The sequence below is a fragment of the Streptococcus sp. VTCC 12905 genome, assembly GCF_049893385.1.
GTDB lineage: Bacteria > Bacillota > Bacilli > Lactobacillales > Streptococcaceae > Streptococcus > Streptococcus suis_AA.
Map to the genome: position 1 here is coordinate 1 of NZ_JBMVJC010000006.1, position 15,876 is coordinate 15,876.

Below are 15,876 nucleotides of genomic sequence, written 5' to 3' on the forward strand. Positions count from 1 at the left end.
TTGTTGTTTAGCTAATGGGTAAGCCTGATTGATAATCTCTTCAAGCCCCTTGAAGCCATCGGTCACTACAAGAGAAATCTGTTGGATTCCTTGGTTTTGAAGCTTGTCTAACAGGGTGGACCAAGAAGCATTGTTTTCATTTGGGGCGATTTCATATCCAAGAACAGCCTTCTGTCCTTCTGGTGTAATGCCAAGTGCGATATGAATACATTCTTTACTAACGGTTCCACGTCTTAATGGAAGATAGGTTCCGTCAAGAAATAAAACAGAGTAATTGGCTTCTAAGCTTCGCTCATGAAAAGTAGCGACATTCTCCTGAGTTGCTTTTGAGATATTAGAAATTGTGGCAGGACTATAGTGATGACCATACATTCGTTCGATGATATCACTAATTTCTCGAGTCGTTACACCGGTTTGGTAGAGTTTGATAACCATCTCTTCCAAGTGGTCATCTCGACGTCCATAAGCGGGAAGCAAAGCTGGACTAAAGTTCCCATTACGATCTCTAGGAATACTCAACTGAACAGTCCCATATTTGGTTTCGAATTTCCGTGCATAGCTTCCGTTACGACTATTCCCAGAATTATAGCCTAATTTATCGTAAGGTTCATACCCTAAAAAGGCTGATAACTCTGCTTGAAGCAGATCATTCATAGCTGTTTCAAGAGAAGTACGGAAAAATTCATCAATATCTTGCTTTTGGGCTAGGAAGTTAAGTAGTTCTGTGGTAAACTGAGTCATAGGAATAAATCTCTTTCTAGTAATGTTTTGCAACTCTACTATAACGGATTTATTCCTTTTTGTGTTTACACAACTTATTTTACACTACCCAATAATACCCTTGTTGACGGTATAGACCAAATTTTCTCATCCATTTCGCCTTATTCACTGTATCAATTTTCTCAACTACAATGCTAATCTCTTTAGAGTATATTTTATTTATTAGTCTCACATAATAGGCTAAAAATACAATATTGAGCCATGATAAAACATTGTTCTTATAGGTAATCTTGAGTCGGTTATAATAGCTTCTATATTTTTTATAAAGAAAATATGTATTAATTCCTTCTGTAAAATCATCAATTACAATTTTATAGTGATATTGTTTTATTTTTTTTAGGATGTCAGGCAAACTATCTAATAATTCAGGGTTCCTAGTTGGAAAGTGTTCGGTTATTTCAATTAAGATATTTTCAGAATAAGAGTTAAATCGTTCTAAAAATTGAATGGTTCCAATATATTGAAATTGATCTAAATCAAAATTTACAGAAAGTAGAATCTCGGGATGCTGATTTAATTTTTCTTCAAGTTTTTCACTAAACCAGTTCATAAAGATTATATAGTATTCTTCATGAGATAGAATAAAGTGAAATTCATCTGATGGGAAGGTATCTGATTTGTATGAACGGAGCAATACTTCATATTCGTCAACTTTTGCAACTTTCGTTTTGCTAGTTTCCACATTAACAATGGGTTGAAATAGCAAATAAAAATCATCGGTTCGCACTAAATATTTCCAACTTCTTTCTATAATAAATCTTTCTATAATAAATAATGATGATACTGTCACACGTTTTTTCCAAGACAGTAAGAGTTATCATAATTATTTAGACTGTATTTTTTTAGATTTTTTTTGCGAATACATATTACTGTCTGCTTCTACCAAAAGCTCATCCAATTCATGATATCTTGGATTTCTAGCAAATGTCTTACCAATCGAAACGGATACCCCGAAGAGATTAAACTCTTGCATTTTGAGGACAATATTCGATTGAATGCGTAAAATATCTAAATGTGTTGTTTCTGGCAAGAGAACACAGAATTCATCTCCTCCCAACCTTGAAACAAGTGCATTTGATGGAAACTCATTCATTAGAATATTACTAAATTGAATAAGAATTTGATCTCCTACAGCATGCCCAAACGCATCATTTGAGGATTTAAAATTATCTAAATCAAAAACAAAAACCCATATACTTAAATTGTCTTTTTGGATAACTTCAGCATAATATTCGTTGAGTTTTCTACGGTTATAGACTTCTGTAAGAGGATCTTGATAAATTAATTTTAACATTTTTTCCTTCTCATTTTCAACGTCTGTCACATTTGTAGTGATGCAACATATGGCTACTAATTCTCCCCCCTTATTTTTGATTGGGGAGTATGAGGTATAGAGCACCAAACTCTCACCCTCATGATCAAAGACATCCTCTCACCCTCATGATCAAAGACATCCTTAGAAGCATGAAAATTATTTTCTAATGCTGCATTCACATTTGCTTTTAAAGAATCAAAGTGTTCTGCTGATAAGTAATCAGAAACATTTTTCCCAACCTTCGGACTAACATGAAAATACTTTTCCATGAAGGCTATATCTGGTTGGTTCATATAGAGATAATTGTAATCTCTATCAATAATATAGAGATTGATGTTTTCTAATACGTCAAAACTATTTTGTAATAGGATATTTTGTTTTTCAGATGCTTTTAATAATCTGGAAAATCGCACGATTTCAATAAATAATACAAATAAGATTAAGGCTATGATGCAGATGAATAAAATCGACTTGAAATCATCATTTCTTATTTCTGTATAAAAGAAAAACAAAAATAACAATAATAAGAGCCCATAGATTAATAAGATTCGATGTCGTGTTTTCTTTCTGAATTTAGTTGTATCTGCTTCCATTGTAAATATACTCTCCCAACATATATTCAATCATCGGAGTAATTAGTTATTAGTATAACAAATAGAGACATCTTTTACCAGCTTGGTTTTCCTAATTGTCAAAATGAAATTGTTCCACAGGATAGTAACCAGGTGATAGTGTGCGCTGAGTTAATTTCTTCATAGTTGCTACGAAAGTATAGTGATTATCCAGCAGTAATACACCATCATATTGTTTGATAATAGTTTCAAACTCATTGTCAGTGACAATAAAATCATATCGGGCATCAACATGTGGATTCCATAAAACATACCTGGCGTAATATTGTAGAAAATAATTATCTACCTGTTCTTGGTTTGCCGAAACTACCAAATAATTTCCCGATTCTAGGTGTTTCTCTTCTGTAATCTCATTTAACGCCCTTTGTTCTTCTAGGACGGTATTCATTTGCTCAGACATACCATTTGTATCTGAAATGATAAATCCTGTAAATAGCATTAAAGCAGCTATCGTCGTTAATTCATATAACTTCTTATTTCTAAAAGATTTATACGAACGATTATTTCTTTTTAAATAATTTTTTTCGTAAAAAACATCATCCATCTGACGAACAAGTTGAATGATAAAAATAAATAGATTGATTAGAATAATCGTTAATATATATCGTTCAAAACCTGCAACTCTTAAAGCCTCATCAACCGGCATAGCTGTTAGGTACATGACTAAATTTCCAGTATAATACAGGACCGTAACTAGTGCACATACCAAATAAATTTGAAGATTAGACTTCCATTGTTTGTACTTAATGCCATAAAAGATTAACAAGCCCAATGCCAAACAATAAATTAGTAATATTTGAATACTAGTAAGGGTTTTTAATGAAAAGACGGTGTCTAGATAAGTTTGTAGTATTTTTGTCTGATCATCTGTCAGCTGTAGTTGTAAAACATCAGTTATTGATCCTGAATTAACTTCATGTTTCTTGATAATTGAATCACCGAAGGTTGTTTTCACATGGAATGACCAGATTCTATTACTTATGATTGGCAACAGTGTCAGCAACGAATAAATGGAGAGCTTTCGGCTTTCTTTAAATAGTTGCCTTTTTATGCCAATTACAAAATAGGCAAGGATGATACAGATTACAAAAAATAGAGCACTAGCCTTGACCATCACTAGGAAGTTTAAAATCAATGTCACCACGACTGTACTTCCTAGGAAATTCTCCTTCTTCATTTCAAATAGTACAGAAACGGCAGCAACAGACAAGGCCGCAATAAGAGCATCAACTAAAAGATTATTGTAGCGGATGGAAAAATTAAGATAAGTCATCACTCCTATGCCTGCAAAAATCAACGCATTAGGTAACAATCTTCGCTTGTCTTTTACTGTATCAAAAATTGCATATTGAGCTGCTGCGATAACGATAAATTGGCCGATTAACAGGATCCCGTCGTTAAAACCAACAAACTTTGTAATGTAATAAAGATATAATGAACTTCCGATTGGATAATTGTTATAGGATATGATGGTATCATTAATATTCGGAAGTCTATTTTCCAGATGTAGAAATTTTACAATGGTTGCCCAATGAGTAAAATTATCATAATGGACAAGTGTTTGATTCCACAATGCTAGACAATAAAGCACTACATAGATAGCCATGAATAAAGAAACAAAATGAAGATTGTTGATAATGGCCTCAAAAATATGGCGGATACTCCCTTTACTAGTGTAAAGAAATAACGTAAAACCAAGTATATAAAGTAGCCATGCAGCACCCGCTAAAAGATTCAAAAGGGATGCAACATACAAAAAAGCAACTTGAAAACTGATTATTCCAATATAAACTAGGTATTTAGAAATACTTGTTCGGGTTCGTACATACGAAGTATATCCGATTAGCGAGCAAAGAAATAGAATAAATTTAATGACTGACATCTATCTTCTCCTTGTATAGCTCATCATAAAAATGTTGTATTCCCCCCATGCAAACTTCCTCCATACGTTCTATTGAATAAATTGTTGTTTGACTGAATAACTGATGGTGCAGCTTATTAAAGTGTAATCTGATTTTTTCAGTCTCATAAATAAATGTTTCAGGAAGAGATTGGATATTTTCACCCCACAATTCAACTTGGTTACCATCAAAGCTAATCAGGTCAAATGATTGATTTTGAATCAGGATTGGGTATTTTGTTTGTATTTTTGGCATTGTACTATTGTTGTTCTTTTGAGTTGATGAACGCTGTTTTAGTAAGTAGAATCGCTGCAGTAAATTGTTACTTAAGTCATCCCAAATGGTAACCCAGCTATCCCTTTCTTTGGCTAAATAATCATTTGTTCGGGCAAAAATATAGTGATAGTAAGACTTTTTATCCTTTTCATCTAAGCTATCATCAATTCGAATCGCATAACGCCACATATTGTCTTGATCCACAATACGTGCTAGTCTTCCATTTACTGTAAAAGAATATAACCCATTGTTTAACGAAATTGACACGTGCTCCTTTATATAAAGCGGCCGTCTACTTATAAATGAGAGGCCATGTTCAGAAACGTCAACTAGGGTAACGTTCTCTTTTAAACCACTTATGTCGACAACAGCTTCGTCATCAACTAAAAATCGTTCCTCATTTCGATAGATTGGTCGGCCAAGTGTAGCAAATAGCGCGAAAGTCAAGTTAATCAAGTGATGAATCAACCAAAAGCTAATGACAGAGCCATAGAATAGTTCGGACCCATATTTTCCAATATTAAAAGTGATTAACCCATAAACAGATAACACCCAAAGAATAAAATAGGGCAAGGCAAACATATAATCAAAATTTCGGTCGCTAATGTCTTTTGAAGTCACCTTAAATTTTTTCTCACTGATTCCGATTGACTCAAAGAACAAAGGCAATACGAGATAAGGTGCAAATACAGTTTCCACAATTTCTCCCCATGTCTGAGTTCGATAGGTATCTGTTACATCTCTCATAGCAAGTTTTGAAAATACATAAGATGGCAACCAATAGATAAGCAATAACCAAACATTTGCCTTTACAATTCGCATGTGAAATACCGTATAAAGTATCGGGGCAAGGATATAAACTAAACGTCTGAAGAATGAACTCCAATAAAGGTAGCCATTAACATAGACAACTCGCTGTCCTAAAGATAGTTTTGGATTGAAAAAAATATTTGTATTATAACTGCTTTTGATAACCCCTCTTCCCCACCGAACGCGCTGCTTCACAACACTACGTAAGTCAGTCGGAGTTAAGCCGCTAGCCAATGGTTTAGTAGTCGAATAATTTAAATATCCAGCAATATTCATCCGAACACCTAATTCGAAATCTTCAGTTATGGTGCCAACTGGAAATCCACCTGCATCTTCTATCGCTTGTCTACTTAATAAAGTATTAGATCCTGTGTAGACTGCTGCTCCTCTGGTATTATTCAAGACATTGACACTCTTTGAAAAGAAATCTTGTTCATTTGGAAGTTTATCTTCTGAATAAAAATGAAATTGAAAAATATCTGGGTTATAAAAACTCTGGGGAGTCTGAATCAGACCGATTGGTTTCTGATTTTCTCTATCTGCTAAAAAATATGGGACTGTCTCTAGCAAGAATTCTTTATAAGGAATCATATCTGCATCAAATGTAGCGATATAAGGAGAGTTTGTTTGGCTAAGTGCATTATTCAAATTTCCCGATTTAGCATGTTTATTATTCTCCAGACCACAATAACCAACGTTAAACTCCTCTGCCAGCGCCTTTATTTCAGGTCGATTTGTATCATCTGCAATATAAATATGGACTTTACTTTTATCTGGATAATCCATTTGTACACAGGCATTCAGGGTTTTATACACGATGGTGTAGTCTTCGTTATGAGTTGCAATAAAAACATCAATGTCAGGCATATTCTCTGCTGTCAGTTCACCTTTTTCAAGATTGAACCTTTTGCTTTTATTGGCAATCAAAACGAAGGCAGAAGAGTATGAAACTAATTCACAGAGCCACAGAATAACCCCAAAAATATATGATAGAGGTGAGTCTTCCCAAGGAATGGTATAGATAATTCTCCAACCCAAATAGATAATACTGGTTAAGAAAGCTAAAATGTAAACTATTAGATTAATTTTTTTACTTTTAAACACCTTATATCCCCGCTTTTTTGGTAAAGATGTACTTTTTCTGAATTTTATAACTAATCATAAATAAGATGGTATCAACCACTACTTTAACAAGTGATAATTGTACCCCAGGAAATAGATGATTTCCTAAGGTAACAAGCAGAGCTGATACAGATATTTGTCCAATTACTAACATAAAATATTTTAAAATACTTGTCTTATCTCCCTTTTGAAATACAAATGATTTATTCATCATAAAATTAAATAGAGATGAAAAAAAACGAGATAAGAATGACGCAATAAAAATTGTATCTGTATGCTGATTTCCAATAAGAAATACAATCAAACTGAAGGCAGAAATATCAACTATAAACGAGCTTGCTGACGACAGAATAAACTTCAAAAAGGTTTTATATATTTTTATCGAGTCCATAATTGGATTAAAGTGAGAAGATTCATTCTCGTTGATATAAATGGTTTCAATAGGAACTTCGATAATGGGTACGTTATTTTCTTTTGCAAACAAGAGCATCTGCATTTCAAATTCATATCGATTCCCTTCCAAAGAAATCATCTTATCAAAGTAGGTTGTTGGAATAACCCGAAGTCCTGTTTGAGTATCAGAAATATCTAATCCAAGGGACAAACTTAAGACATCTCGTGTCATTAGATTTCCAATCTTACTTCTTAGTGGAATATTTTTTCCAAAATTTCTAGAACCTAATATAAGGGGATATTTTTGAGCGTTTCGTTCATATTCTTGTAAACATTTTTTTGTATCACCGACAGTGTGTTGACCATCTGCATCAATCGTTACGACTGCTTCTACTGATTTCAGATGATCCTTAATAAATTTGAATCCTGTTTTTAGAGCAAAACCTTTTCCCTCATTTTTATCGTACCGAATGAGACTAGTACTTGAGTTAATCGCATTAAAAATCGGATCATATTCTATTCCACTCCCGTCATCTACAACAACTATTTGAACATTTTGAAAATATGAATCAAGTGTAATATCTTTTATTAACTTATTTAACTTTGAATCGGGTTGATATGCCGGAATAAGAATGGCAAAATTTGTCATGTTAGATGCTCCTATTTTTCGTTTCTTTTCATTTGGTTAAGAGTATTTTTTTATAGTTTAGCTTAAAATTGTACCTATAAATATCTGATAAAATTCTCAGCAATTTTTACATTATATCACGGACTATCATAAAAAATGAACAAAATGGTTCATATAACACTTGAGACTTGCAATGTTTCTATAGTCAAATATGTATATAATTAGTTATCTAAAAAAACTTTACATAACTAATTATATGTAAATTTTTAAAATTTTATATTACTAATAAAATATAAGCAAGTAGGACACTAATGATACTAAACAGTGAACCAATCAAATAGTATTCAGCAAAGGCTTGGCTTTTGGATATTTTATCATAGCGTGCGATGGATTTTGCGGTAAATACCAAACCAATAGCTGTAAATTGCCCCATGAGTAGAAAAATCCCCATAATCGAGCGTTCTAATTGGCCAATCAAGGCACCTGCACCTGTCACAGTCAACTCTTCTTCTCCTTCCGTTACCTGATATTTGTTGAAGAAAAGTTTAAAAACGATATCCACCGGCTTAGTAATCAATATGATAAATAACAACTGCAATAATAGACTATTCGGCTCACTCCAAAATGAATAGGCAGAACTATTTACCTCAATTGTTTGATATAAAATGATGATACAGAAAATATGCAATAGCTGATCAATGACGAAGGTATTTCCGTCCCATTTTTCTTTTATCCAGCCATGTTTACTGAGGAAATGCTTACAATAATCAATTGCTAGGTGACTTAGCCAAACTTGAAAAAAAAGATCCCCATTATTAATTGGCAATAAAAAAGCCAGAATAGATAGTGAAATTCCAACCACTGTTAGATGGAGTACGAGTGCTAAAAAATTCGTTCTTTTGGCATTTGCTAATTGTTGGCTTTGAAATGTAAAATCACTTAAGAAATAAGCAATCAACAAGGCTGTTAAGATTGGTTATTGAACCAAGTAAAGTAATGTGATAATACGGATACGTACATGCTGCTACACCTCTTTCTGACAAAGTTGTAGGATTAAACTCATCACCATTTGCCGATTCCGAAAATATAGTTTTATTCCACTAGATTTTACACGTTTTGTAAACGCGCTTGGAGTCAATTTCATTTTCTCAGCAATCGGTTTTTGCTTAAAATCTTCACTGTAGATGTTATTACTAATTAACGTTCCAAATAAATCAGTTTGTGAATTATTCCAAGAAGCTCTGATAAAATCACTTGAGTTTAGTAGAGAGTTAATCACGCGGTTGATTTGTTTGTATTCAGATGAGAAGGCTATTTGACTAGTGCCGTAGTCGTTATTATCATGAATATAGTCAATTGCTTTTCGAGCTTCCCAATAAGCTGGACCATCAGCTCCGATACTTTGATGTGGATTAATGTCTGTGAGGATTTCTCCTAAGCCTATTCCGAATCGAATTTCTAATTCATTTCTAAAAGCTATTTTTATCTGATCTATCATTAGAAAGATGTGTGGGCTTGGTTTGCAAAGTGCTTGGAATTCATCACCTTTCGTAATAGTAAATGGAGAGGCAAATTCACTTGAAAAAGTATAATTGACACGTTTGATAACATGACCTAACCGTTCCTGAATATTTGAACGATTGTATACCTGTTTTGAGTTGATAATATCACCAATAATTGCTATGTATTGCATAAGGTTTCCCTCCTTTTTCTTATTGTGTCCATTATAACAGACATTTTGTTTTGTGTCCATAAAAACAGACATTTTTAATTATTTCCACCATAGTGGACATTTTATATTTGCTACTACTTCTGCTTCCCCTTGGAACATAAAAAATACTACACCAGTTGAACCGATGCAGCATTTTCTTATTTAATTTAGTCAGATTCAATCCAAACCGATAAGGAACCTGCGTTGACAGGGAAACGCCCCCAACCAGTCTCATTGAGCAAGACTTGGTCTTGTCGATTGCCTGTGGCATCTATAAACATTTTACCAGCATTTAATTGTCCCATATCCATATCTTTGTAGCCTTCATCTGAGTTGCTAATAACAGCTGCCAGGCCTTTAGGATGATCTTGGTCTCCTTGGCAGACCCAACCAATGCAGTTGGGATGATCAAAATAATCAATCTGAGGACCGTAAGTATGGTTTTGTCGAATTCCTAGTAGTTTATCCAGCATATCTTTAAAGGACTCCTGGCCAAATTCTCCAGAAATACCATAATAATCCCCATAAAAAATCGTTGGTAGTCCTTGTTGACGCAGAAGAATGAGTGCATAGGCAGCTGGCTTAAACCATTCAGCGATTGTTGATTCTAATGCCTGTCCACGTTGAGAATCATGATTATCGACAAAGGTAACCGCAAAGTTTGGATTTGATTGGACAAGACTACCATCAAAGATGGTTCTCAAATCATAACCAGCTCCGTCAGTGCTAGCTTGGAAAAGATTCATATGAAGGGGGACATCCACCAAATCCATTTGAAAATTCGTTTCATTGATGTAATCTAAACGGGCTTCCTGACTGTTTTTCCAATATTCAGCAAAGACATAAAGATTGTCTTTGTATTGTTCTCTGACGTTTTGGATAAATGAGCTGATAAAGTCTTCTCCGATATGTTTGGCAGCATCGATTCGAAAACCATCTATCTGCGTAGTCTCTAAGAACCAACCTACCCAGTCCATTAAATGTGAACTAACTTCTGGATGTTTGAAATCAATATCATTAAACATCAGATAGTCATAGTTGCCATGTTCTCCGTCTACTTGATCTTGATTGGCCCAGCCTTTATTATCTCCAACAATCTGATAGATTCCTGTTTCCTTGTGTTTGGCGTCAAAATCTAGCCCTGTAAAATGATACCAATGCCACTTAAAGTCGTTATAGGTATTATTTCGTCCGGCAAAATCATAACCTGTGTAGCCCTCGATTTCATAAGGCTCTGACAGACTTTCTTGACGATTATCAGGATTCATACGGCGGACTTGGAAACGTTCCAAGTAGTCGCCTCCTGCCTTATGATTTAAGACAATATCTGCTATGGTTACTATTCCCTGCTCCTGAAGAGCCTGGATCGCTGCAATATAGTCCTTTTTCGTACCGTACTTTGTTGGGACGGTGCCTTTTTGATCGAATTCTCCTAAGTCAAAAAGATCATAAATTCCGTAGCCGACATCCTCTTTTCCTGTTGCTTTAAAAGCTGGAGGCATCCAAATATGGCTGATTCCAATTTCTTTGAGATGGCTAGCATCATTTTTCAAATTTTCCCAGTGCTTGCCATCTGCTGGCAAATACCACTCAAAGTATTGCATCATGGTTGGTCTTGTCATTTCGTAAGTATACTCCTATATTAGATATTAGAAGATTTATTTTCTCTTCTTTTTAGCTTTTTTAATTTTATTTGCTTGACGTTTCATGGCCTGTTTCATGGTAAATTCACCAATTTTGCCTTTCAAACCACCGCCAAACATTTGAGACATATCTGGCATTCCTGCGCCACCCATTAATTGGCTCATGTCCGGCATACCAGCTCCGCCCATCATATCTTCCAGAGCAGACATATCCATACCATTCATGTTTGGCATGTTTTTAGGAAGATTGTTTGGATTGATACCCATTTGTTTCATCATTTTGTTCATATCACCAGACATAACTCCCTGCATCATTGACTTAGCCTGGTTGAAATCTTTGATGAATTTATTGACTTCGACAAAGCTATTTCCTGATCCAGCAGCGATACGACGACGGCGACTAGGAGTCAATAAATCCGGATTTTCACGCTCTTCTGGCGTCATTGATGACACAATCGCACGTTTACGGGCAATTTGTTTTTCATCAATTTTTAGATTGGAAAGAGCGGGATTTCCAGCCATACCTGGAATCATTTTGAGAAGGTCTTCCATCGGGCCCATATTTTGAACTTGATCTAATTGGTCAATGAAGTCATTGAAATCAAAGGTATTTTCACGCATTTTTTCAGCGAGTTCTAATGATTTCTTCTCATCATATTCCTTGCTCGCCTTCTCAATCAAGGTCAGCATGTCACCCATACCAAGAATACGCGAAGACATACGATCTGGGTGGAAGGTTTCGATATCGGTGATTTTTTCACCTGTACCTGTGAATTTGATTGGCTGACCTGTGATGTGACGAACAGACAAAGCTGCACCACCACGAGTATCACCATCAATCTTGGTCAAAATCACACCGGTGATGGACAACTGATTATTGAACTCACGTGCAACATTAGCAGCTTCCTGACCGATCATGGCATCAACTACCAAGAGAATTTCATTTGGTTGAGCAAATTCCTTGATTTCTCTCAACTCGGCCATAAGGGCTTGGTCAATTTGTAAACGACCAGCCGTATCAATCAAGACATAGTCATTGTGATTGACTTTGGCTTGTTCTAAACCTTGACGGACAATCTCAAGAGCTGGAACTTGATTGCCCAACTCGAACACAGGTACATCAATCTGTTGACCGAGTGTCTTCAACTGGTCTATGGCAGCTGGACGATAAATATCGGCAGCAATCAAGAGTGGACGAGCATTTTCTTCCTGCTTGAGTTTATTAGCCAACTTTCCTGTGAAAGTCGTTTTACCAGCCCCTTGCAAACCAGCCATCATAATGATAGTTGGAATTTTCGGAGATTTAATGAGTTCGGAAGTTTCAGACCCCAATACAGCTGTTAACTCTTCATCAACGATTTTAACGATTTGTTGAGCAGGATTCAAGGTTTCAATCACTTCATGCCCAATAGCACGTTCGCGTACTTTCTTGATAAAGTCTTTCACAACTGGCAAGGCCACATCAGCCTCAAGCAAGGCCAAACGAATTTCCTTGGTCGCTTCCTGAATATCACTCTCAGAAATTTTTCCTTTACGACGCAGATTTTTAAAGACATTCTGCAAACGTTCTGTTAAGCTTTCAAAAGCCATATACTTCTCCTCTTAATCTCTATTATCGATACTAGTTAGAATAGCGATTTTCTCCTCTAAGTAACCATCCCCCGGATACCTAGTAAGAATTTCATCAAAAATTTGACTACGCACTACATAATCAGAGTACATATGTAGTTTCATCTCGTAGTCTTCCAGCAATTTTTCTGTTCGTTTAATGTTATCATACACCGCTTGACGACTTACATTGAATTCCTCAGCAATTTCTGCCAGACTATAATCATCTGCATAATACAGCTCAATATAGTTCATTTGCTTATCCGTCAGCAAGGCTGCGTAGAATTCAAATAAAGCATTCATTCGGTTGGTTTTTTCAATTTCCATAAACTTTATTATATCAAAATTTTTATCTTTTATAAATAAGAAAATCCGTCATCTTTTGAAAGAACAAGCGGATTTTCTAAAATATATTACATAATTTAATGTATGTTAATTATTTTCTAAATAAAACTCAAAGCGTTCGCCCACGTACTGGCTATTAACAAATTCAAATGCTTGACCATCTTCCAAATAGGAAACTTGTTTTAAAGCAAGTATAGCCTGATTCTTAGTAATTTCTAAGTACTGAGCAACTTTTTCATTCGCTAAACGAGCAAAGATTGTTTGCTTACTTGTTCCAATACGATAACCATTATCTACTAGTGTTTTGAAAAAATGATTGGTTACTTCTTCTTTTGGAACATTTTTAATCAAACGCTCCGGAATGCTGGCTACTTCATAAACAACCGGTACATTGTCAGCATAGCGAACCCGTTCCATTCGAATGATTGATTCCCCTCGAGACAAACCAAGCTCTTCAATTTCCTTTTCGTTTGGTTTTGTACGAGTGTATGACAAGAGCTTGCTCGTAGGTGTTTTCCCTTGAAGCAGTACCAATTCAGTAAAAGAAGTTGTTCCCCGCATCTTCTCCTGCACTCGAGTGCTGGCTACATAGGTGCCAGAACCCACTTTTCGTTGCAAGACTCCCTCTTCTACTAATAGCGTAATGCCTTGCCGTAAGGTCATGCGAGATACTCCAAATTCTTCTGATAAATCTCTTTCACTCGGCAAGCGCTGACCGATGGTCCAAATCCCCTGGTCAATTTGTTCTTTTATCTTATCATGAATCGTAATATATGCTGCTTTCATCTCGACCAACCTTTTTCTTTCTAGTGTACCAAAAATATTCTCATTTGACAAAAATAGACCGATTTTTATGTGGAAAAATGATACCGCAAACAATAAGAAAGAATTTCCTAAAATAATCAATGTAAAAAATAGAAAAATACGAACACTTTGTTTTTATAAATTACTCATAGTTTGCAAAACAGATATTTATGAAATATAGTTTGGAAAATGTTCGCTTTTATGATAAAATATGTACTAGTATTTGAATTTATTTCAAAACGAAAGGGTAAAACATGACAAAACAAGATGTCCAAAAAATCATTGTACTGGATTATGGTAGCCAGTACAATCAGCTCATTTCGCGTCGTATTCGTGAATTTGGTGTCTTTTCAGAATTGAAAAATCACAAAATAACTGCCGATGAAGTTCGCGCCATCAATCCAATTGGTATTGTACTTTCAGGTGGTCCTAACTCTGTCTACGCAGAGAATGCTTTCGATATTGATCCAGAAATATTTGAATTGGGTATTCCAATCTTGGGTATTTGTTACGGAATGCAACTCATCACTCACAAGCTAGGTGGTAAGGTTGTGCCTGCTGATAAAGCTGGAAATCGTGAATATGGTCAATCTAACCTACAATTGAAAACCGAGTCAGCTTTGTTTGCGAGTACACCAGAAGAACAACTAGTGCTTATGAGCCACGGTGATGCTGTCACAGAAATCCCAGCAGATTTCCATCTTGTTGGTCTTTCATCTGACTGTCCTTACGCTGCAATTGAAAACACGGAACGCCGTATCTACGGTATCCAATTCCACCCAGAAGTTCGTCATTCTATTTATGGCAATGACATTTTGAAAAACTTCGCATTTGGCATCTGTGGTGCACGTGGCGATTGGACGATGGAAAACTTCATAGAAACTGAAATCGAAAAAATTCGTCAAACAGTTGGCGATAAGAAAGTCTTACTCGGTCTCTCTGGTGGTGTTGACTCATCTGTCGTTGGTGTTCTTCTTCAACGTGCTATCGGTGATCAATTGACTTGTATCTTTGTTGACCACGGTCTTCTTCGTAAAAATGAAGGCGATCAAGTCATGGAAATGCTAAGCGGTAAATTTGGACTGAATATTATCCGTGTTGATGCGGCTAAACGCTTCTTAGATTTGCTAGCTGGCGTATCTGATCCAGAGAAAAAACGTAAAATCATCGGTAATGAATTTGTTTACGTATTTGACGATGAGGCGAGCAAGTTAACAGATGTTGAATTCTTGGCTCAAGGAACACTTTATACAGATATCATTGAGTCTGGTACAGATACAGCTGAAACCATCAAATCTCACCATAATGTTGGTGGTTTGCCTGAAGATATGCAATTCAAACTAATCGAACCACTCAATACATTATTTAAAGATGAAGTTCGTGCCCTAGGTACTGCTCTCGGCATGCCTGACGAAGTTGTGTGGCGCCAGCCATTCCCTGGTCCAGGTCTTGCTATCCGCGTTATGGGTGAAATTACAGAAGAAAAACTCCAAACTGTTCGTGATTCAGATGCTATTTTGCGCGAAGAGATTGCCAAAGCTGGTCTAGACCGCGATGTTTGGCAGTATTTCACGGTCAATACTGGCGTACGCTCAGTGGGTGTTATGGGAGATGGTCGTACTTACGACTATACGATTGCTATTCGCGCTATCACTTCTGTCGATGGAATGACGGCTGACTTCGCCAAACTTCCTTGGGATGTTCTTCAGAAAATTTCTGTCCGCATCGTAAATGAAGTAGCTCACGTCAACCGCATTGTCTACGATATCACAAGTAAGCCACCTGCAACAGTTGAGTGGGAGTGATTTAGAAACATAATTTAAAGTGAAATAGTTGATTTAACAGCATTTTTAGTTATTATAAAAGGTTAAAAATCAATCAAAATTGATTGGTTCCCCACCAAAAACC

13 protein-coding genes and 1 pseudogene are annotated in these 15,876 nt (G+C 35.7%); 1 reads left to right on the forward strand and 13 read right to left on the reverse strand.

Translation table 11 applies throughout. The features are described from left to right. The 13 genes and pseudogenes from ACPC58_RS03335 to ACPC58_RS03395 form a co-directional block, all read right to left on the reverse strand. Positions 1 to 741, reverse strand: a pseudogene (locus tag ACPC58_RS03335) (IS256-like element IS1191 family transposase); the annotation flags it as partial. A 79-nt stretch (positions 742 to 820) separates the two neighbouring features. Continuing rightward, on the reverse strand, positions 821 to 1,570 hold the full coding sequence (locus ACPC58_RS03340; protein ID WP_434065239.1) for an EAL domain-containing protein: 750 nt from the start codon (positions 1,568 to 1,570) through the stop codon (positions 821 to 823). A 33-nt stretch (positions 1,571 to 1,603) separates the two neighbouring features. Then, entirely contained in the window at positions 1,604 to 2,104 is a 501-nt protein-coding gene (locus ACPC58_RS03345) for a GGDEF domain-containing protein (protein WP_434065240.1), read from the reverse strand. A 26-nt stretch (positions 2,105 to 2,130) separates the two neighbouring features. Then, on the reverse strand, positions 2,131 to 2,688 hold the full coding sequence (locus ACPC58_RS03350; RefSeq protein WP_434065241.1) for a hypothetical protein: 558 nt from the start codon (positions 2,686 to 2,688) through the stop codon (positions 2,131 to 2,133). 91 nt (positions 2,689 to 2,779) lie between these two features. Further along, complete coding sequence (locus tag ACPC58_RS03355) at positions 2,780 to 4,609, reverse strand: hypothetical protein (RefSeq protein ID WP_434065242.1); 1,830 nt, start codon at positions 4,607 to 4,609, stop codon at positions 2,780 to 2,782. Beyond that, positions 4,596 to 6,818, reverse strand: a complete 2,223-nt coding sequence (locus ACPC58_RS03360) for a glycosyltransferase (RefSeq protein ID WP_434065243.1) — start codon at positions 6,816 to 6,818, stop codon at positions 4,596 to 4,598. The genes ACPC58_RS03355 and ACPC58_RS03360 overlap by 14 nt, the downstream gene beginning before the upstream one ends. A gap of 1 nt (position 6,819) precedes the next feature. Then, entirely contained in the window at positions 6,820 to 7,878 is a 1,059-nt protein-coding gene (locus ACPC58_RS03365) for a glycosyltransferase (RefSeq protein ID WP_434065244.1), read from the reverse strand. Positions 7,879 to 8,131: 253 nt separating this feature from the next. After that, complete coding sequence (locus tag ACPC58_RS03370) at positions 8,132 to 8,830, reverse strand: DUF3307 domain-containing protein (protein WP_434065297.1); 699 nt, start codon at positions 8,828 to 8,830, stop codon at positions 8,132 to 8,134. Between the two features lie 51 nt (positions 8,831 to 8,881). Continuing rightward, a complete protein-coding gene (locus ACPC58_RS03375) occupies positions 8,882 to 9,550 on the reverse strand; it encodes a SatD family protein (protein ID WP_434065245.1) in 669 nt (222 codons plus the stop codon). A gap of 185 nt (positions 9,551 to 9,735) precedes the next feature. Beyond that, the gene (locus tag ACPC58_RS03380; protein ID WP_434065246.1) at positions 9,736 to 11,190 is read right to left on the reverse strand and encodes an alpha-amylase; all 1,455 of its coding nucleotides are present in this window, start codon (positions 11,188 to 11,190) and stop codon (positions 9,736 to 9,738) included. 36 nt (positions 11,191 to 11,226) lie between these two features. Beyond that, entirely contained in the window at positions 11,227 to 12,801 is a 1,575-nt protein-coding gene (ffh, locus tag ACPC58_RS03385) for a signal recognition particle protein (protein ID WP_434065247.1), read from the reverse strand. A gap of 12 nt (positions 12,802 to 12,813) precedes the next feature. Further along, entirely contained in the window at positions 12,814 to 13,146 is a 333-nt protein-coding gene (locus tag ACPC58_RS03390) for a putative DNA-binding protein (protein ID WP_216658250.1), read from the reverse strand. Between the two features lie 105 nt (positions 13,147 to 13,251). Continuing rightward, the gene (locus ACPC58_RS03395) at positions 13,252 to 13,950 is read right to left on the reverse strand and encodes a GntR family transcriptional regulator (protein ID WP_024392131.1); all 699 of its coding nucleotides are present in this window, start codon (positions 13,948 to 13,950) and stop codon (positions 13,252 to 13,254) included. Positions 13,951 to 14,222: 272 nt separating this feature from the next. On the opposite strand from ACPC58_RS03395, the gene guaA reads away from it, so the two are divergent. After that, positions 14,223 to 15,773, forward strand: coding sequence for a glutamine-hydrolyzing GMP synthase (gene guaA, locus ACPC58_RS03400; RefSeq protein ID WP_434065248.1), 1,551 nt, complete (start codon positions 14,223 to 14,225; stop codon positions 15,771 to 15,773). Positions 15,774 to 15,876 lie beyond the last annotated feature (103 nt).